A 17600-nucleotide genomic window follows, 5' to 3' on the forward strand; every position below is an offset into this window, starting at 1 on the left:
ATGGAGAAGGTTGAACGCAGCCTGCTCAACATCGTGCAAACGAAGTTTCCCCTGGAGAGCCGGCCTTATCGGAAATTGGGAGAACTGCTGGGGATTGACGAGGCGGCAGCCTTCGGACACATGAACCGCCTGTACGCTGCGGGAATTGTCCGTCGCCTGGGCGGTATTTTTGACTCGCGCCGGTTGGGGTATTTCAGCACGCTCTGTGCAGCCAAAATCCCCGCGGACAAAGTCGCTCAGGTAGCGGGTCTTTTAGCGGACATCCCGGGGGTAACTCACAACTATCTGCGTGAACATGAGTACAACATGTGGTTTACCCTCATTGTTTCCTCAGAAGAGGAGGCGGAAAGGATCCTGGCCGGGGTGCGTGAGGAGGCCGGAACGCCGGATATCTACAGTCTGCCGGCCGTGCGCCTGTTTAAGATCCGGGTGGACTTGGACTTGAATAGCGATGATGTTGCGGAGACGCCCGAAGCGCCGCATAGACCTGCGCAGGGGGGTGCGGGGTGGGAAAAGTTCCCGCCGGAAGGAGAGTCCGAAAGGGAAGTCATGGGACTTTCGCCACCCGGGGCGGCCGAGAGCGCGGGCTTAACGGAGGCAGATCGGGCCTTAGTCAAAACGCTCCAGACGGACCTGCCGCATGCCCTTAAGCCCTTCGCCCTGGTGGCGGAGACGCTGGGACGAAGCGAGAAGGAAGTTCTGTCCAGGACGGAAGAGTTTTTGCAAGAAGGAATTATGCGCCGTTTCGGGGTCATCCTCAGGCATCAAAAAGCCGGGTTCACGGCCAATGCCATGGGCGTCTGGCAGGTGGAGGAGGACCGGGCGGTGCAGGTGGGAAAGCAAATGGCCAAATTTCGTGAAGTAAGCCATTGTTACCAGCGTCCCACTTTACCCGACTGGCCGTATAATATTTTCACCATGGTTCACGGGCGTACCCCGGAGGAATGCCGCCGGGTGATGGAAAAAATCTCCCGGGCAACCGGGCTTAAAGGATACAGAATGCTTTTCAGTACGGTGGAATTGAAAAAGAGCAGTATGCAGTATTTTGGTGAAGATTGAGGCGGGAAGGCCGGTCGCCGCTTTGCGGCCGAAGAAAGGAGTCATCAGGGTGTCATTTCAAGATGTTAGGAGCCGGGCAGCGTTTGAACGAGCGGAAAAGGTCATTCCGGGCGGGGTGAATTCTCCGGTCCGGGCTTTCCGAGCGGTGGGCCGTCACCCGGTCTTCATTGAACGGGGAGCGGGGCCGCGCCTGTGGGATATAGACGGCAATGAGTATATCGATTATGTGGGGTCCTGGGGGCCGTTGATCTTGGGTCACGCCCGTCCGGAAGTGATTAAAGCCATCAAAGAGGCGGCGGAACGAGGAACCAGTTACGGGGCTCCCACTGTGCCGGAGACTGAATTGGCAGAGGAAGTGCTCAAGGCCTATCCTTCGATGGACATGGTGCGCATGGTAAATTCGGGAACGGAAGCGACGATGTCCGCCTTGCGTCTGGCTCGCGCGGTGACCGGCCGGTCTAAGATTGTCAAGTTTGAAGGCTGCTATCACGGACACTCGGATCAGCTGTTGATCAAGGCGGGAAGCGGGGCCTTGACTCTGGGCGTTCCCACTTCCCCCGGGGTGCCGGAAGCAACAGCGTCCACAACCCTTTCCACAGTCTACAACGATTTGGACGGGCTTAGGGAAATGTTCCGGGTCCAAGGTGAAGACATTGCCGCGGTCATTGTGGAACCGGTGGCCGGCAACATGGGGGTTGTCCTGCCGGAGGCGGGCTTCTTGGAGGGGCTCAGGGCCCTCACCCAGTCCTACGGAGCCCTGCTGATCTTTGACGAGGTGATGACCGGATTCAGGGTCGGCTACGGCGGAGCCCAGGCTCACTTCGGTATCGATCCGGATTTGACTTGCTTGGGCAAGGTGATCGGCGGTGGACTGCCTGTGGGTGCTTACGGAGGCAAACGCCGCTATCTGGAACAGATTGCCCCCAGCGGTCCTGTTTACCAGGCGGGCACTCTTTCCGGCAATCCCTTGGCTATGGCGGCGGGCCTCGCGACCCTGCGGCTGTTGCAGAAGCCGGGAACTTACGAAGGATTGAATGCCGGGAGGCGCCGGCTGGCAGACGGCCTAGCCGGATTGGCCCGGGAACTCGGGATTCCGCTTCAGATTAACGGCGTCGGGGCCATGTTTTCCCTCTTTTTCACGCCGGACCCAGTGAAGGATTATGCCACCGCTCTGCGGGCGGATGCGGAGTTTTTCGCCCGCTATTTCCGGGGGATGCTGGAACGCGGGGTCTATCTGGCTCCCAGCCAGTTTGAAGCGCTTTTTGTATCCACGGCTCACACGGAACGGGAACTTGACTTTACTCTGGAGCAAGCCCGGGCCACGCTCAGGAGTTTGCGTTGATGAAAGAGAGTCCGAAGGGTTTCGAACCCCAAGGGTATTTCGGGTCTGAAGGGTTTTGGGGTTCGAAGGGTATTTGGGGCCTGAAGAGTACTTCTAAAGGTTTTCTTTCCTCAGGTCCCAGGTCATTGCGGGATTCATGAAGACGGGAAAGGCACTTCCCCCTCCTGGCTGGAATATAGTGGTATATGATCCAGCGTGAGGGGGGTAGAAGGTGGATGCAGAAGAGCGCATTGCCTACCTGGAACGCCTAGGGGAGTTACGCGGTTCTAAGGTTCTGGTGTATTTTTCTTATCGGCCTCTGGATGATACGATCTTGGTTCCTCTCTATAAACAGCTTAAAGAAATCGGGCACACAAAGCGTATTGATCTTCTCCTGCACAGCTATGGGGGGGCTGTGGATACCCCTTTTAAAATTGTCATGTTGATTCGGGAATTCTGCGATGAATTCTCCGTGATCGTCCCTTTTGTGGCCAAATCGGCGGCATCTATGGTGGTACTGGGGGCGGATGAGGTCGTGATGGGTCCGGTTTCCGAACTCGGTCCGATTGATCCTCTGGTCAAGCATCCCGTGTACAAAGACCTTTGGGTGCCCGTTCAGGCTGTCCAGCACTGTCTGGATTATCTGCAGCGTTCCATCGTTGACAGTCCGGATCAGGATGTGGCTATCTCTATTTTATCGCCGGTGCTGAACAAGTTGGATCCTTGGTTGATTGGGGATTATGAAAAAGCACTTAAGGCCTCGCGGCAGTATGCGGAGGCGTTGCTGTCCCGGTATATGCTGCGCGACAATCCTGAGTTGGTTCAGGTGGTGACCAAAGTCCTGACCGAAGGGTATTTTTCCCACGGTTATCCCATCGGGCGGCAGGAAGCAAAACAGCTGGGATTGAAGGTTTTTGAAGCGGACGGGGAATTATGGGATGTCATCTGGGAACTTTACCTGGGGTATGAGGAACTCTTTCTGGTCGGTGAGGAAGAGTAGGATGTGAAAGCGAGCCGCAGAGGCGGGGGCGTGCCGGTGCCGCGACAAGCGGGAGAGGCGTCGGGAAGGCACACCCCCTGCCACCGGTGCGGCAGGGCGGATAGGCCGCCTCCTCGTCCCGGCGGCTGTGCCGATATCCGGGGTATCTGCGGTATCAGCGGTATCCTGCAAGCCCCGGGTTAAACCCGTTTGCCGGCGGAAGAATGTCGGGAAAGCCGGGAAAAATCGGACTGGCGGTCAAGACCACGTTATGGTATAGTTAAACCACTGTAATGAGTTGTTAAAATTCGGGTTTTGCGCTCGGCTAAGCGGTGGCTCGGCAGCGGTTTAACGGACGACTAAGCTGTGATGCCGCGGCCGATTTAGCGGCGGTTCGGCGGTCAAGCAGGCTGTGGTCCGGCGCGGGTTCAGCGGCCAATTGGCCTGTGTTAACCGGTGATCCAGATTGAGTTGAAGCGGGGAGGTGGTACACTTATGTTCAGTACATTCGGTTTTTTGTCGCCCATGGAAATCGTCATTGTGTTAGTTATTGCGCTGGTAATTTTCGGACCGGGAAAGCTGCCCGAACTGGGTAAATCCTTGGGCCAAGGAATCAACGAATTCAAGTCTGCTACAAGCGGCAAGGAAGAAGCGAAAGGTGACAGGGATAAGGCTTAAGGCTGCAAGCGAAAGGCGTGCTTTTACACAAAATGCCGGTTGACCGTAAATCAGAGAGCCTAACGAGGGCTCTTTTTTTCCTGCCTGCCGTACGGGACATTCCGCAACTCGTGCCCGGTCCGGGGGACCTTCAAGGTGCCGCCGAGCATAGGATACACAAGGGGTGTCTGTTGTGGCGGAGTCAAAATGCAGCGTTTGTGGCGGCTCACATTTCGAAGTGGTGCACGCCCGTGCTTTAGAGGGCACGACCCGGGCGGTTCTATTCGTGCAGTGTGCCGATTGCGGGGCCGTCGTGGGAGCCCTGGACTTCGTTAATCTTGGTGTCCAAATCAACCACATGAAGGAAGACCTGCAACGAACCTTGGAAAAGCTGAGGGCCCAGTTTAAGTCCTGAAGGAGGCGCGCAGGTCTTGGGCGCCGGACTCCCGCTTTCATGGGCTGCCGGAAGGCGGGAGCGGTTTCCCCGCGTGGCGAAGGTCAATTCGGATCGCAGGATTGGCGCGGCAGCGAAGAGGTGGGTCCGGGAGCGGCAGAGGTTCGCGCTGATCCTCCGTGGTATGAGTGTGGGCTCAGCCTTCACGACTGCGTGATTAAGTGTATGGTGTGGCCTTCCGAAACGGCTCTGTCCCGGAATGGATCGTGTTTCCGCGGTACATACTGAAAAGAAAGCCCTAAAAAAGGTTTCACAAGAAAGCGCGAGGAAGTGAAGTTTATGCTTGAAGAAGTGAAGGATATGCCGAAAAAAGCAGTGGAGAATCCCGGGGGAGAAGTTAATGTTCTCAAAATCTATGCGGTAGAGGGTTTCAATCTTGAACTTCTGAAAAGGATGGTGGATTTTAGTTCGAATATTTTTGGGGAATCGGGGACCAGGGAGTGGAGCTTGGTGCCCCAAATCCGGCATGGCAATGTCTTCGTGCTGAAGGAAGAGGGCAAGAAGACGATCAGCGGGGTTGCCATTCTCATGCGGGACTGGGACGATGTCGACAAAGCCTATCTGTTCGAGTACGCGATTGCCGAGGAACTGCAAGGGCAAGGGCTGGGGTATCATTTTCTGCACAGTATTTGCGAAAATCTGAAAGACCAAGGCTTCAAGCGCGTCAGCCTGACGGTGGATACCGAGAACGAACCCGCGATCCGGCTTTATCGTGACAAACTGGGCTTTCGTCTGGTTCAGTATAGGAGGGATGAGTACGGCCCGGGACATGACCGTTATATTATGGAGCTGGAGCTTGCACCTGCCAGGGCAAATTAACGCCGGGCAGCGAATCATCACTTATGTGTCAAAGGACATCACAGAGGGCTATGTCCCCGTCGTGGACATGGTTGGAAACCCATAGCTGTTCTCTGAGAATTGCTTTTCGGGCTGCCGGCAAATCACTGCTATTTCCGGCGCATTATTATCGCCTGAGTCAAAGGGTATAAAAAGCCAAGAAGCCGCAGACACGGGCCGGGTAACCGTAGACCACGAAAGTTTAGACTGCGATATTTACTCCGACGGGAAATAGCGTTAAAATATGAAAGAGTTACCGACGCCGTGCGGGCGGAGGTCAGGGTTCTTTGCCGGCTGACCGCCGGTTGAATTCGATTTGGCCACAGGCTGGCCGGGATGGTAAAGGAAGAGAAGAATATTTTGGCGAAAATTGAGCTGAAAAGCGCGGCAAAACGTTTGGTGTTAATTCGTGGTTTACGGAGTCTGGGCCAAGGGGCCATGGTGGTGGATCTTACGCTATACTTGAAAGCTCTGAATTGGAGCGGCGCCGCGATCGGGGGTGTGACCTCGGCCGCCGGCCTGGCGGGGGCAGCGCTTATCCTCATGGTGGGGATTCTCAGTGATCGAAAAGGGCGAAAGCCTTTTTTGCTGATTTACGAATTTCTTACGATCACGGCGGCAGTGGCGGCCAGCATAACAACCCACGCGCTCGTCTTGGTCCTAGCCATCGTTGTTGCGGGTTTCGGCCGGGGTCAAAGCGGTGCGGCCGGGCCTTTTTCACCGGCGGAACAGGCCTGGCTGGCCAGGTTGATCAATCCTGCCCAGCGCGGCTTGATCTTCAGTTTGAATAACGCCGTGGGGTTCATCGGCATGGCTGTAGGTGCGGTGATCGGGGGAATTCCCGCGTTGTTCCCGGGTAAGGATCCTTTGACGGCCTATCGCCCCGTTTTTCTCATGGTGGGGGTGGTATCCGTCATCTGCATGCTGATTCTGTTAGGCATGCGGGAGGACAGCGGCGATTTCCCGGTTCCTGCCGATCGTGCGGTTTCCGGCGCAGTTCCCGCCGCCGCGGGTCCCGGGGCGGCAACGATAGCGGGGATTCCCGGGACGGGTGCGGCGGCCGGGGCTGCGGGGGTCGCAGCGGCAGCACGGGTTCCCCGTATCCGTGAAGGCGAAAGAGAGTTTAAGGCTGAGGCGGACAGAAGCAACGAGAAAGTCTTGGTTACAGCCGGAGCAGCACCTCCGGAGGAGGCGGAGGAAGTAATTGGGGTCGGGGAAAGAGAAAAGGCCGTCAGAAAACAGGAGAACGCCTCCATGCTGAAGTTGGCCCTGGTCAACGCCTTGAACGGCCTCGCTATTGGCCTGACCGGGCCTATGATGGCTTATTGGTTCAACATCCGCTACGGCGTAAGCCCGGCCGCTATCGGCATGACCCTGTCCGTAGGTTACCTGCTGACAGGTATCTCTTCCGTCATGAACGGGTTCTTGGCCCAGCGGGTTGGGGTGGTAAAGTCTGTAACCTGGATGCGTGTCCTCGGGTCTATCCTCATGCTTACCTTGCCCTGGATGCCGAATTTCGCCCTGGCTTCTGTCATCTTTGTCATTCGCAACGCCATTAACCGGGGAACGACCGGAAACCGCTTCGCGTTGAGTGCCAGCCTGACCAGAGACCGGAGGCGCGGTTTGGCAACCAGCATTAACGCCCTTTCGATGAGACTGCCTTCGTCCATCGGTCCGGGTATTACCGGCTATCTTTTTGACATGGGTTTTCTCTCTTTGCCTCTCTATTTGACCGCTACTTTGCAGCTCGTCAACGCCGCGATTTTCCAAGTCGTTTTTGGCCGCTATGATAAGGCTGCCAAGCAGGCATTATGAACTATCCTATCCCCGCTGACGCTTTGGCGGGCAGCGGACCATCCGGGTGCTCCCATCCCTAGCGTGGGGCCCAGGCTTGGCGTCACATTAAAGCCGGGTGTCTGAAAAGAAAAGCCCTTCTCCCTGTTGGGAGGAGGGCTGTAAGCTTGCGGATATTCGGCCGGATCCGGGTTTGACGAGTAACATCTGAATTGGCTGCGCCTCCTTGTCGTCGCGCCCAATGCTTGGTTTAGAAGGTGAACACTTTGGATTCGGCGGCCAAGTCAATCAGATGGGCTGCCGTAGATAGCCCTGCTCCCTCGATGAACTGGGCTTCGTTCAGCTGCCGGGTTCGGGCACAGGGGGTACAGACGAAGAACGGAACCTTCTGCGCGGTCAAATAGTCCAGGTATTGACGGGCAGTGTCCCCGGTCGGTGCCATGACGCTGCCGGCCAGCCCGGTCATGGCATAAGCAACCGCATCGTCTAACAGGAAGATGTTGACTTCGTGGCCTTGCTCTTTGGCCACTTTGGCGAGTTGAAAAGTCCGGGTCGCACGTGTGGGATCCTCAAGACCCCTGCTCAGCACAAACAGGAATTTTGCCAAGATAATATCTCCCTTCGTCAAGCAATTCGCCGGGTATAAAATCCGACGTCGTTTTACCAGGGCTTACAGCTGGGCGTCGTTTTACCGGGGGCTTACAGTTCGGTGTTGTCCTATCGGGACTTAAACCTCAGTGTCTTGAAATGATTGGGGCTTTAACAGGTCCACATCGACGCTCAGCGGCTCCCAGGCCATTTCTTTAACGGGGATGGTTTCCAGAAAGCTGACAAGGTCCGGCCGGCCGAAATAACCGGGTTCTCCTTTGCCGTTGAGGGTCATGAGAACCACCGGAATTCCGTCAAAAGACGGGAGTAAAGCCTTGATGATGTTAGTCGCGTCATTGGCGCTTTGGAATACGAAGGAATGAACGGAAACGACAGCTACGGGTTTGCCCCCGCGGTCAACGATAGCCCGTTCTATTTGCGTCCTCATGATATTTCCCTCCAAGTTTTGTGCTGCAATTTGACAAGTTACGTTTGCTAATCATGTCCGACTTTTATTATGTTCGACAGGCGCAGAAAAAAACCTCCCTTTCTGACGACGAAAAAGATGTTCGCGACCATAGGAAAAGACGATGAACCCGGTCGCCGGGGCGAGGCAAAGCGACTGAACCATGGGAGGAAATGGGCGCAGAGTGAAGAACGCACGCAGCATGAAGAACGAATATTGAAAATATGAGCGAAGCCCTCCCCCACTGCGGTTGCAGGAAAGAGGGCTTTTTTGGTCAAGAATGGCCCCGCAGCAAGCCCAAGAGCTGCCGTTTCACCGCCAGGGCCTCAGGCGAAAGTAGGAGGTCGGGATCCCGCGGCCGGGAAAACGGCAGGATGATCTTATTCAGAATACGGGCGGGCCTTTGGCTGAAGACGACAATTTGGTCAGACAAGAGGATCGCTTCCTCAATATCGTGAGTGATGAAAACAACGGTGGGATCGCTTTGACTCCATACGTCCAGAAGCCACTGTTGCATGTCACGGCGAGTCAAGGCATCAAGCGCGCCGAAAGGCTCGTCCAGAATCAGTGTGGTCCGGCCGAAGAGAAAGGTGCGCAAGAGTGCTCCTCTCTGGCGCATTCCGCCTGAAAGTTGTTGGGGATAGTGCCCGGCAAAAGAGCCCAGGCCGAAGCGCTCAAGCCAAAGCCGTGCCTTCTCTCTGGATTCACGTTTGTTTTCCCGTCGAATGTCACAGCCCAAAGCCACATTGTCCAGTAAAGTCCGCCAAGGGAGAAGGAGGTCTTTTTGGGGCATGTAGCCCACCTGCCCGGCCAGGCCGAGAATAGAGCGGCCGTCGAGCAGAATCTCTCCCCGGTTCGGCTCCTGCACACCGGCGATCAGGTTGCACAACGAGCTTTTGCCACAACCTGACGGGCCGATGATAGAGATGAAGGAGCCTGTCGGGACCTCCAGGCAGATATCTTCCAGGACTTTAACTTCCGCTGAACCATTGTCCCGGTAAGTGAGGGATAAATCGCGCAAAAGTAAAGTCATGGCTCAGCCTTGGGGTAGAAAAGCGTTTGTAAATGCCTTGTTGGTATCGATCATTTTGCCCAGGAGTTTGTTGTCATACATCCACTGAGCGTAGTTGTGCCAAACGGATGCCTTCTGCAGGCCCCACTGGGAAGCGTCCGCCTGGTAGCGGGGGCTCAACCAGGCCTGGCTCTTTCTGATGAGCTCGGGGTTTGTTTCCGGAGCATATTTAATCAGGATGTCGGCTGCCTGAGCCGGGTTTTTAATGGCATAATCATACCCTTCACTGACGGCTTTCATAAAACGGCGGACCACATCCGGTTTTTTCTGAATCATGTTTTCGTTCGTAACAATAATGGGGGTGTAGTCGTCCAAAGCCGGGTTAATGTCCTTTACCCAGATCATGTTCAGAGGTATTCCGGCCAGTTGGGCCTGAATGCCTTCCCAACCGTAAAAGATCCAGGTGAAATCGATATCCCCTTTGGTCAGGCTGGCGATGGGGTCGGCGTCGCCGATATTAATCATTTTGACCTTGCTGAAATCCGCGTGACCTTTGGCCATTAAGGCCTTGATCGTCGCGGCCTCTGACGGAAGTCCCCAGCCGCCGTAGGTTTTGCCTTCAAAGTCTTTGGCCGTACGCAGGTTTTTGCTGGCCAAAGAAGCAAAACCGGAGGTATTGTGTTGGATGATGGTGGCGATGGAGACCAAAGGCAAGCCTTGTTCACGGGCGTAGGTCACCTGCTCTTGGGCGCTGATGCCAAAGTCGGCCTTGCCTGTCGCTACCAATTGTTCCACCGTGCCTTGGCTGGCAGGGGGGACGATGTGCACAGCCAGCCCTTCCCGAGTGAAATATCCTTTGTCCGCTGCCACATAGAGTCCGGTATGGTTCGTGTTGGGCGTCCAGTCCAGCATGACTGTGACGTTGTCCTTCGGCGTGGCAGCTTTCGTTTGGGTGCCTGCGGTCTGCCCTTGGGTGCCTGTGCCGCAGCCGCTCAGCAAGAACAAAATGCTCAGGCTGAGCACCAGAGCCGAACTTAGGATGGCCCTGGCCCGGGATCGTTGGTGTCCCTCCCCGGAGTAAGATACCCCGCGCTTCTGTGCTTGATTCGGGGTACGCTTTTGTTTTATGGAACTTGCCATGTCGTTTGCCTCCCTACTGGTTTTTATTCGATAAGTAAGAAAGTATGAAGAAAGCCATCTCTCGCTCGGACAGAAACTCGCGCCGGCCCGAGTTTGGTTGTTCGCTCTTTGAACGATTGCCTCGCCTGCCAAGTTTGCTTTGCGAAAAGCTTTTCATGGCCATCAGTTTTCTTTTGTGTTCAGCCAGGGCAAGGCAAAATGCCTGATACCGGCAATCAGGATGAAATAGATGAGGCTTAGAACCGTGATCGCGAAGATGGCGGCAAATACCTGAGCCGTCAGGAAAGAGTGTGAGGAGAGGGTTAAATAAACGCCCAGACCGGAGCTGGCCCCAAGCCATTCCCCTATGACCGCTCCCATCACGCTGTATGTTGCGGCTATCTTGAGCCCGGCAAAGAGAGAGGGCAGGGCGTTGGGCCAACGCACGGTATAAAGGATTTGCCAAGGCGTCGCCCCCATGCTTTTGAGAAGATTGAGCAGGTCAGGGTCACTTACTTCCAGCCCCTCAATCAGGCTGATGGTGACAGGGAAAAAACAGACCAGGACGACGGTCACAATTTTGGGCAGCAGACCATACCCGAGCCAGAGGATCAGGAGGGGAGCCACCGCTATCAAGGGGACCGTCTGGGAAATGATGAGCAGAGGGTAAAACAAACGCTTGAGCAGCGGTGAAAGGACCATAGCGAGGCCTGCCGCCAGAGCGAGGGCTACGGAAAGGATGAATCCGGTCGTGGTTTCCCAGACAGTGGTCAGGGTATTTGTCCAGAGCAAGGCGCGGGTGCGCCACAGTGCTTTGGTTACAGCAACGGGCGAGGGCAGGAGCCAAAGCGGTACTTTTAAGTAGTCCACACTCACCTGCCAGACGGCCAAACAGGCGAGAACGAAGATTAGCGGAGGGATGCTAGTCTGCCATTTCTTGCGGCGTCTTTTCTCAAAGTGTGCCGGCATCAACTATTTCGCCCGGTACTTATGGATTTTTTCGTCAATCGTCGTCAGGCCGGGGTTGTAATCCATCTTGATATAAGTCAGAACCCGGGAAGCTCCGGCTTTGACGCAGGCGTCTTGGGCTTGACGAATGATAGCCCATAGTTGGTCCGGCTCTCCTTCCATCGTCGTTTCCATCGGACCGACCTCATAGTTCACTCCGCTGGCCGCTACGACGGCGATTGCCTCGTCCACGACTTCGAACAGCCGCTCATCCTCCACCTTGGGCAGCACTTGAAAAGCCATCATGATCTTGTTGCTCATAGTTGGTCACTCTCCTTGACATGTTTATTTGTTCTTGAGAAAAAAGAAGACACCGCTCACAGAATATGAACGGTGTCACTTTTTAGCCAAGTCTTCCCTCCGCTGGCATTACCCAGATCAGGTTCGGTCGGCGGTAACGTTAACCACCCTCTCAGCCCAATTCCTTGGGCTCCCGTTCAATATTCCATTGATCTTCCTTTAAGGTAGCACAGATGCCGAATTTCTTCAAGCGTTCCTTTGTTTTTTTGCTTTTTCCGTCTCTCATATATACACCCCCTCGTTTGGATCGCCTCCATTATTTCCGCCCGTTCCTCATTCAAAAGAGCATAGTCCTTGAAAGTCCCGGAGCGCGTTACGCCCACGGATCTGCGACGGGCTAAGGGCGAAGCTGGTAAAAAAGCCGGTGAAGAAAAATAGGTGAGCCGTCACTGTGGATAGCCTCCGAGCATTGCGGTTGAGTCAAAGAGGATGTTGCAAGCTTTTTTAATATTGACCGGGAAGAAAAAACTCGGGTGGGAAACCTAAAATAATTGATGTTTTGCCGGAATTGCTGCATAATGTAAAATACGGGTAGTAAATGTTCAGTGAACCATTCAATGAACATTTAAAAGTCAACAAAACGGGCCGGACTTAGTCCGACCCGGCGAGAATTTGACGAAAGTTCTTATGGAGTGGATAGAGGTAAATACTTTTAACGGGCAGTTTGTACTCGTTGAGCCGATCCCATTTACCCCGTCCCTGCGTTTCCCCCACGTAAGACCAGTTGGCCGCTTTGTAACAGGTTCCCCTATAGCGCTCTTTGTCAACAAACGTTGTATACCGCCGAATCTGCGGATAGCCAGTGCGAGTGCCAACAATGGAGTGGCAGGAGTCGGGGTAAAAATACAGCTTTGCTAAACTCGATAATAACTGCAAATAGGTGAAAAGATTCGAGGAGGAAGCATGAAAGCTCAAGTAACAGAGACGGTAAACGCATTACAAGACCAGCTAATATCGTTTGCAAGTGAATTGGTCAAAATCAAAAGCCCCACCTGCCATGAAGAGGAAGCTGTTAAGCGTGTCGCGGACGAAATGCGAAAACTGAATTATGACCAGGTCATCATTGACAAAGTAGGGAATGTAATCGGTGTAATCGGCAATGGTCCCGAAAAGCTGCTGTTTGATTCCCATATTGATAATGTGGCGGTCAACGACTCTAAAGCGTGGGAAAAGGATCCTTACGGCGGCCTTATCATCGACGAAAAGCTCTATGGCCGTGGTTCCTCGGATATGAAGGGTTCCGCCGCTGCGACAGTTTATGCGGGTGCAATGATAAAAAAACTGGGACTGGATAAAGGGAAAACCATCTATGTCTGCTGCTCGGTAATGGAAGAGGATTATGACGGCGAAGGACTGTATCGTGCGATTGTGGACAACAATCTAAGCCCTGACTACGTGGTCATCTGTGAACCGACCCATTTGCAGATTTCTTTGGGCCATCTTGGAAGAGCCATCTATAAAATTACGGTGGAGGGAGTTTCCGCTCATGGAGCGGCTCCGGAGAAAGGTGTCAATGCAGTCTATGGGATGGCGAAAATCATTGAACGGGTTGAGGCGTTAGGTAATAGGTATATGCAGCTCGAAGGGGAACGCCCTTCAATCGCCTTGACAAAAATTGAGAGTGAGGCAGTCTCACTCAATGCAATTCCCCAAACTTGTCACATTTATCTCGACCGTAGAATGACGCTGGGCGAAAATGAAGAAACGGTGGCCATGGAGATGGATGCGCTCATTGCCGGATTTGACGCGACATGGAAAGTCCATGATGTTGCCGGAACAAGCTGGGCGGGAGAGAAAGTAAACCTTCACTCTTTTCTTCCGGCATGGGAAATCGAAAAAGACCATAAGCTTACGCAAGGTTGTGTAACAGCGTATCGGGATTTGTTTGATCACGAACCGAGCATGTATAAGTGGAATTTCTCTACGAACGGAGTGGCTTCTGCTGGGAAACTGGGGATTCCAACCATTGGATTCGGTGCGGGTATCGAAAAGATGGCGCATATGACAAACGAATATTGTCCGGTACCTGATATCGTTAATGCGTGTAAGTTCTATACATTGCTGCCTCGGTACCTATCTTAAAAATTGTCCACTCTTCCACGAGGTGGTATTCTTCCCTGGGGTAACATTCGGGCAACGCAATCAGAAAACAGCAATGATCTTTCCGTTCAAGATGTTACAGCTCTGTGGGGCATGCTGCCTGATGGGCGGAATAGGCGCTGGGCCACGCGAAGGACAGCCGGCCCGATCTGCCCCAAATTATGATCAGCCTGGCGGTCACACGGGACGGGATCCCGATTCGCTCTTGGGTCTGGCCCGGCAATGCCTCCGATATGTCGGTAGTGTGTTTTGCGGGCTCAAGTGCCAGGCCGTGTGTAAGAAGGCGAGCTGAGAGTTCTAGCGCGCAAAATTCGGCTGCTCAGCTTCCAGAACAGCCGCCACAAAACAGGTTTTTTCAAGGATGTTGAATACGGGAATCCAAAACTTGCCGGCAGATTCCATACAAACTTCGATACAGGAGAATTTCGCAAGCCAATCAGCCAACTCTCTAAGGCCCTTGGAAAAGGAAGAGAAGCGAGCTTGCTTATACTCAGTACGGCCATTTGTATCAGTAATACCGATGCAGGCATAGATCCAGGTTTTGTGGACATCAAGTCCACAGCAGTTTTTACGAAAGATTTTGAACAAAAGAAGTACCTCCAGCAAAAATACTTGTAGGGATGGCAGGGACTGGTCATCCGGCGAAATCGAGTCAACTTCGGAAGAGATAAGTTTACGGGCTACTGTTTTGCGCCATTCATTGATGCCTTAACGGATGACCGACACCATATACACATACGGGGTTGCCGCTATACAGCCCCGCCACTCACCTCCTCGGGTTCTGTAGTATACCAGCGACCTACAAGAGGAGGATAGCACAAAAAGAGTGAAAGGATGATGGGTTTTTGTTTCATAACCCCATCGGTGCCTTTCGCAGAAAGGCGGATTTATACGCATGACCCAAATCGAACAATGGTTAAGAGAAGAAGGCAGGGAACAAGGCAGAGCAGAAGGCAGAGCAGAAGGCAGAGAAGAAGGCAGGTTGGAGACGGCCCGAAACGCCTTGACGAAGGGACTTTCAGCAGAAGATGTAGCCGAGATAACGGGTCTGTCTCTGGAAACTGTGCGGAGGCTGAAAACTGAGTTTCTGATCTGAGTCTGGCACGAGTTTCCGATTTGGGTGGGGCACCTTTTTTCCCAACTGCGGCTTGCCTAAGGGCCTGAATCCATTGGCCACCACAAATAAAGCCGAGGTTAATCCTCGGCTTTGCGAACCACGTGTGTACAGGCGTAAAAGAAGGTGGTGCGGTCGAGAGGACTTGAACCTCCATGGAGTTGCCCCCACTAGAACCTGAATCTAGCGCGTCTGCCAGTTCCGCCACGACCGCGTGACAGCAATTATTATATTCAGTCCGCGCCAGATTGTCAATATGCTTAGACGAAAAAGTTGTTAATCAGTGATAATGTCATGGTATAACTCATCAGGAAAAGCAAAGCAAATTAGGAGCAAAAACGACGAAATCCACGCAACGTCGTCAACTTTGCGCGCCGGTGAGGCTGAAAAAAGGCAGTCGTTCCGGCTTAAAAAGATGGTATAATGGGCTGCAGGAGAAAGAACGGTTCGGCGAAGGACCGGTTGAGGCAAAGGAAGGAATCAAGACTTAATGGCCAAAGGGAAGTCGTTGGAGCTATTGCTTTTTTCGGTGGTGGTTTTTTGGGGAGCCAATTATACTGTGGGAAAGTGGGGCATGTTAGGCTTCAGTCCTTTGAACTTTACCTTGTTGCGCTTTGCGGCGGCGGCCCCACTGCTTTTGTTGATGCTCTACTTATTGGAAAGGGATCTTCGGGTGAGCCTGCGCGATTTGCCGCAAATGGCGCTGATCGGGTTGGTCGGTACGACAGTCTATCAGACAGTGTTTATGGCGGCGGTCAAATACGCCAGCGCGGCTAATGCTTCATTGCTCCTGGCGGCTTCTCCGGTTTTTACGGCAATTTTCGCCGGCGTGGCCAGGCAGGAGACCCTGCCTGCGCGGGGACGCTGGGGAAGTGCGCTGGCTCTGGGCGGGGTGGTTTTGGTGCTCATGTTCGGAACCACTAAATTGAAGGCGGGTTCCGGCGCCTGGCTGGGCGATATTTACGGTCTCGTGGCCTCCGGGGTGTGGGGATTATATCCGGTCCTGACCCACAAGATGCTGCGGCGGTATTCCGCTCTGAAGACGGTCGCAGTTTCTTCTTTCTTTGGGGCCTTGTTTCTTCTCGCCGCGGGCCTGCCCGGACTTCTGAGGGTCTCTTGGCAGGGTGTGCCCCGGCAGTCCTGGGCTTCTTTGTTCTACTCGATTGGCCCGGTTACGGTTTTCGGATTAGTGGCCTGGTATTATGGCATCGGCAAGGTCGGGGCGAATCGGGTTATGGCCTACATGTATTTGGTTCCGGTGGTGGCCGTGGCGACGGCCGCCCTCCTGCTGGGGGAAGGGATTCACCCCCTGCAAATTGTCGGGGCGGCGGTGATTTTTGCGGGCATCCAGGTTATCCGCAGCGGCAAAAAGACGCCGGCCGGGACAGCCGGAAGTGCCACGGCTGCCACGACGGCCGGAACAACGGGGACAGATGAAGTCAGTTTGCGTGCCGGTGGCGACGGTCAAGGTTAGCGGGCTCCAGTACCCGGTTTTTGTGGTTTAGCAATTCCAGCACGCCCACGCCTTCTTCTTGTTCACGGCAATATTCGCAGGTGCATTTTTCCTGCAGGTAGTTCGGTTCATCATACACGGTTATGACTCCTTCGTAGTTGCGGAGAACCACTTTATTGGCTCCCATGGAGATGAGGTACTGGGGACTGAGAGGAATTTTACCGCCTCCTCCGGGCGCATCTATGACATAGGTGGGTACGGCGTAGCCGCTGGTGTGCCCGCGCAGGCTTTCGATGATTTCGATGCCTTTGGAGACAGAGGTGCGGAAATGTTCGATGCCGCGAGAGAGGTCGCACTGGTAAAGGTAATAAGGCCGGACCCTATTTTTCACCAGTTCCTGTACCAGTTTCTTCATGATGTGGGGACAATCGTTAACCCCGCGCAAGAGGACGGATTGATTCCCCAAAGGAATGCCGGCATCGGCTAAGCGAGCTAAAGCAGCCGTTGCTGCGGGTGTGAGTTCTTTGGGGTGGTTGAAGTGGGTGTTGATCCAGAGAGGATGATATTTGCCTAGCATCCGGACCAGGGCTTCGGTAATGCGCATCGGCAGGACCACGGGAACGCGTGTGCCGATGCGGATAATCTCCACGTGGGGTATGGCGCGCAGATTGGAAATGATATACTCCAAACGCTCGTCGGACAAGGTTAAAGGATCGCCCCCCGAGATCAAGACATCCCGGATTTGCGGGGTAGACCGGATATAGTCCAAGGCCTTTTTGAACTGTTCCAGAGGGAGCGCTTCATCGGTTTGGCCGGCCAAACGCCGCCGCGTGCAGTGCCGGCAGTAAGTTGAGCACTGGTCGGTAACTAAGAGCAGGACCCTGTCGGGGTAGCGGTGGGTGAGGCCTGCCACAGGGGAGTCAGTGTCTTCATGCAAGGGGTCCCGCAGATCGTACTCTCCGACATGGAGTTCCAGAGAAGTGGGGACGGCCTGCCTGCGGACGGGGCAGTTTTGGTCTTGGGGATCGATCAGGGTGCTATAATAAGGGGTAATGGCCATGCGCAAACTTTCCAGGCAGCGGGTGATGCCTGTGCTTTCTGCTTCCGTTAGGGGAATGACTCGGTTCAGTTCCTCGGCATTAGTGATGCGGTGGGACATCTGCCAATGCCAATCCTGCCATAGTTCATCGGGAACGTCTGCCCATAGGGGAATCTGACTCCGTGAATTCATGAACTCTTCCTCCTTAGCACTTGCGAAGTAGCGTGGTAACAGTGTGGTGAAACCACTCCTGCAAGAGTCGTGCCAGGGGGCGGGGGGAGGCGGCAGGGACGCACAGGA

18 protein-coding genes, 1 tRNA gene and 1 riboswitch are annotated in these 17600 nt (G+C 54.3%); of the genes, 10 read left to right on the plus strand and 9 right to left on the minus strand.

The features are described from left to right. The 7 genes from ahbB to MNU25_RS11745 all read left to right on the plus strand — a co-directional run bounded on the left by ahbB (position 1) and on the right by MNU25_RS11745 (position 7122). Positions 1-1059 (plus strand): siroheme decarboxylase subunit beta, encoded by a 1059-nt coding sequence (gene ahbB / locus MNU25_RS11715; protein WP_240985240.1) that lies wholly within the window; start codon positions 1-3, stop codon positions 1057-1059. A gap of 49 nt (positions 1060-1108) precedes the next feature. Beyond that, complete coding sequence (gene hemL / locus MNU25_RS11720; RefSeq protein ID WP_240985241.1) at positions 1109-2401, plus strand: glutamate-1-semialdehyde 2,1-aminomutase; 1293 nt, start codon at positions 1109-1111, stop codon at positions 2399-2401. A 211-nt stretch (positions 2402-2612) separates the two neighbouring features. Beyond that, positions 2613-3380, plus strand: coding sequence for an SDH family Clp fold serine proteinase (locus tag MNU25_RS11725; RefSeq protein WP_240985242.1), 768 nt, complete (start codon positions 2613-2615; stop codon positions 3378-3380). 474 nt (positions 3381-3854) lie between these two features. Continuing rightward, positions 3855-4037 carry a twin-arginine translocase TatA/TatE family subunit gene (tatA, locus tag MNU25_RS11730; protein ID WP_240985243.1) on the plus strand — a complete coding sequence of 61 codons (183 nt, stop codon included), beginning with the start codon at positions 3855-3857 and terminating at the stop codon, positions 4035-4037. A 172-nt stretch (positions 4038-4209) separates the two neighbouring features. Next, on the plus strand, positions 4210-4431 hold the full coding sequence (locus MNU25_RS11735) for a hypothetical protein (RefSeq protein ID WP_240985244.1): 222 nt from the start codon (positions 4210-4212) through the stop codon (positions 4429-4431). A 318-nt stretch (positions 4432-4749) separates the two neighbouring features. After that, a complete protein-coding gene (locus MNU25_RS11740) occupies positions 4750-5289 on the plus strand; it encodes a GNAT family N-acetyltransferase (RefSeq protein WP_240985245.1) in 540 nt (179 codons plus the stop codon). Positions 5290-5667: 378 nt separating this feature from the next. Further along, positions 5668-7122 carry an MFS transporter gene (locus tag MNU25_RS11745; RefSeq protein ID WP_240985246.1) on the plus strand — a complete coding sequence of 485 codons (1455 nt, stop codon included), beginning with the start codon at positions 5668-5670 and terminating at the stop codon, positions 7120-7122. A gap of 229 nt (positions 7123-7351) precedes the next feature. Here the strand turns inward: MNU25_RS11745 and MNU25_RS11750 are convergent, their stop codons facing one another. From MNU25_RS11750 to MNU25_RS11775, 6 genes are all read right to left on the minus strand, one after another. Next, the gene (locus MNU25_RS11750; protein WP_240985247.1) at positions 7352-7708 is read right to left on the minus strand and encodes a DsrE family protein; all 357 of its coding nucleotides are present in this window, start codon (positions 7706-7708) and stop codon (positions 7352-7354) included. Positions 7709-7828: 120 nt separating this feature from the next. Beyond that, on the minus strand, positions 7829-8137 hold the full coding sequence (locus tag MNU25_RS11755; RefSeq protein ID WP_240985248.1) for a hypothetical protein: 309 nt from the start codon (positions 8135-8137) through the stop codon (positions 7829-7831). A gap of 292 nt (positions 8138-8429) precedes the next feature. Further along, a complete protein-coding gene (locus MNU25_RS11760) occupies positions 8430-9188 on the minus strand; it encodes an ABC transporter ATP-binding protein (protein ID WP_240985249.1) in 759 nt (252 codons plus the stop codon). A gap of 3 nt (positions 9189-9191) precedes the next feature. Further along, positions 9192-10307 (minus strand): ABC transporter substrate-binding protein, encoded by a 1116-nt coding sequence (locus MNU25_RS11765; protein ID WP_240985250.1) that lies wholly within the window; start codon positions 10305-10307, stop codon positions 9192-9194. 162 nt (positions 10308-10469) lie between these two features. Further along, positions 10470-11255: an ABC transporter permease gene (locus MNU25_RS11770; protein WP_240985251.1), complete on the minus strand. Its 786-nt coding sequence runs from the start codon at positions 11253-11255 to the stop codon at positions 10470-10472. A 3-nt stretch (positions 11256-11258) separates the two neighbouring features. Next, the gene (locus MNU25_RS11775; RefSeq protein WP_240985252.1) at positions 11259-11555 is read right to left on the minus strand and encodes a thiamine-binding protein; all 297 of its coding nucleotides are present in this window, start codon (positions 11553-11555) and stop codon (positions 11259-11261) included. A 77-nt stretch (positions 11556-11632) separates the two neighbouring features. Further along, positions 11633-11741, minus strand: a riboswitch (TPP riboswitch). Between the two features lie 756 nt (positions 11742-12497). On the opposite strand from MNU25_RS11775, the gene MNU25_RS11785 reads away from it, so the two are divergent. After that, positions 12498-13676 (plus strand): YgeY family selenium metabolism-linked hydrolase, encoded by a 1179-nt coding sequence (locus tag MNU25_RS11785; protein WP_240985254.1) that lies wholly within the window; start codon positions 12498-12500, stop codon positions 13674-13676. Positions 13677-13991: 315 nt separating this feature from the next. Here the strand turns inward: MNU25_RS11785 and MNU25_RS11790 are convergent, their stop codons facing one another. Further along, positions 13992-14282 carry an IS110 family transposase gene (locus tag MNU25_RS11790; protein ID WP_240985255.1) on the minus strand — a complete coding sequence of 97 codons (291 nt, stop codon included), beginning with the start codon at positions 14280-14282 and terminating at the stop codon, positions 13992-13994. 307 nt (positions 14283-14589) lie between these two features. Between MNU25_RS11790 and MNU25_RS11795 the strand changes: the two genes are divergently transcribed. Next, a complete protein-coding gene (locus MNU25_RS11795; protein ID WP_240985256.1) occupies positions 14590-14790 on the plus strand; it encodes an RpnC/YadD family protein in 201 nt (66 codons plus the stop codon). A gap of 145 nt (positions 14791-14935) precedes the next feature. Here MNU25_RS11795 and MNU25_RS11800 read toward each other — a convergent pair. Further along, positions 14936-15022, minus strand: a tRNA-Leu gene (locus tag MNU25_RS11800). Positions 15023-15298: 276 nt separating this feature from the next. On the opposite strand from MNU25_RS11800, the gene MNU25_RS11805 reads away from it, so the two are divergent. Next, positions 15299-16282 (plus strand): DMT family transporter, encoded by a 984-nt coding sequence (locus MNU25_RS11805; protein WP_240985257.1) that lies wholly within the window; start codon positions 15299-15301, stop codon positions 16280-16282. Here MNU25_RS11805 and kamA read toward each other — a convergent pair. Further along, the gene (kamA, locus tag MNU25_RS11810; RefSeq protein WP_240985258.1) at positions 16248-17492 is read right to left on the minus strand and encodes a lysine 2,3-aminomutase; all 1245 of its coding nucleotides are present in this window, start codon (positions 17490-17492) and stop codon (positions 16248-16250) included. The two genes, MNU25_RS11805 and kamA, sit on opposite strands and share 35 nt — an antisense overlap. Positions 17493-17600 lie beyond the last annotated feature (108 nt).

Origin of the sequence: Acididesulfobacillus acetoxydans, from assembly GCF_902729405.1 — a bacterium.
Lineage (GTDB): Bacteria > Bacillota > Desulfitobacteriia > Desulfitobacteriales > Desulfitobacteriaceae > Acididesulfobacillus > Acididesulfobacillus acetoxydans.

What these genes read in the sequence shown, in the direction of transcription:
- MNU25_RS11795 (WP_240985256.1), top strand. Translation starts at nt 14,590, where the DNA reads ATGACCCAAATCGAACAATGGTTAAGAGAAGAAGGCAGGGAACAAGGC.
- tatA (WP_240985243.1), top strand. Translation starts at nt 3,855, where the DNA reads ATGTTCAGTACATTCGGTTTTTTGTCGCCCATGGAAATCGTCATTGTG.
- MNU25_RS11770 (WP_240985251.1), bottom strand. Translation starts at nt 11,255, where the DNA reads ATGCCGGCACACTTTGAGAAAAGACGCCGCAAGAAATGGCAGACTAGC.
- MNU25_RS11755 (WP_240985248.1), bottom strand. Translation starts at nt 8,137, where the DNA reads ATGAGGACGCAAATAGAACGGGCTATCGTTGACCGCGGGGGCAAACCC.
- MNU25_RS11765 (WP_240985250.1), bottom strand. Translation starts at nt 10,307, where the DNA reads ATGGCAAGTTCCATAAAACAAAAGCGTACCCCGAATCAAGCACAGAAG.
- MNU25_RS11760 (WP_240985249.1), bottom strand. Translation starts at nt 9,188, where the DNA reads ATGACTTTACTTTTGCGCGATTTATCCCTCACTTACCGGGACAATGGT.
- kamA (WP_240985258.1), bottom strand. Translation starts at nt 17,492, where the DNA reads ATGAATTCACGGAGTCAGATTCCCCTATGGGCAGACGTTCCCGATGAA.
- MNU25_RS11740 (WP_240985245.1), top strand. Translation starts at nt 4,750, where the DNA reads ATGCTTGAAGAAGTGAAGGATATGCCGAAAAAAGCAGTGGAGAATCCC.
- ahbB (WP_240985240.1), top strand. Translation starts at nt 1, where the DNA reads ATGGAGAAGGTTGAACGCAGCCTGCTCAACATCGTGCAAACGAAGTTT.
- MNU25_RS11775 (WP_240985252.1), bottom strand. Translation starts at nt 11,555, where the DNA reads ATGAGCAACAAGATCATGATGGCTTTTCAAGTGCTGCCCAAGGTGGAG.
- MNU25_RS11805 (WP_240985257.1), top strand. Translation starts at nt 15,299, where the DNA reads ATGGCCAAAGGGAAGTCGTTGGAGCTATTGCTTTTTTCGGTGGTGGTT.
- MNU25_RS11785 (WP_240985254.1), top strand. Translation starts at nt 12,498, where the DNA reads ATGAAAGCTCAAGTAACAGAGACGGTAAACGCATTACAAGACCAGCTA.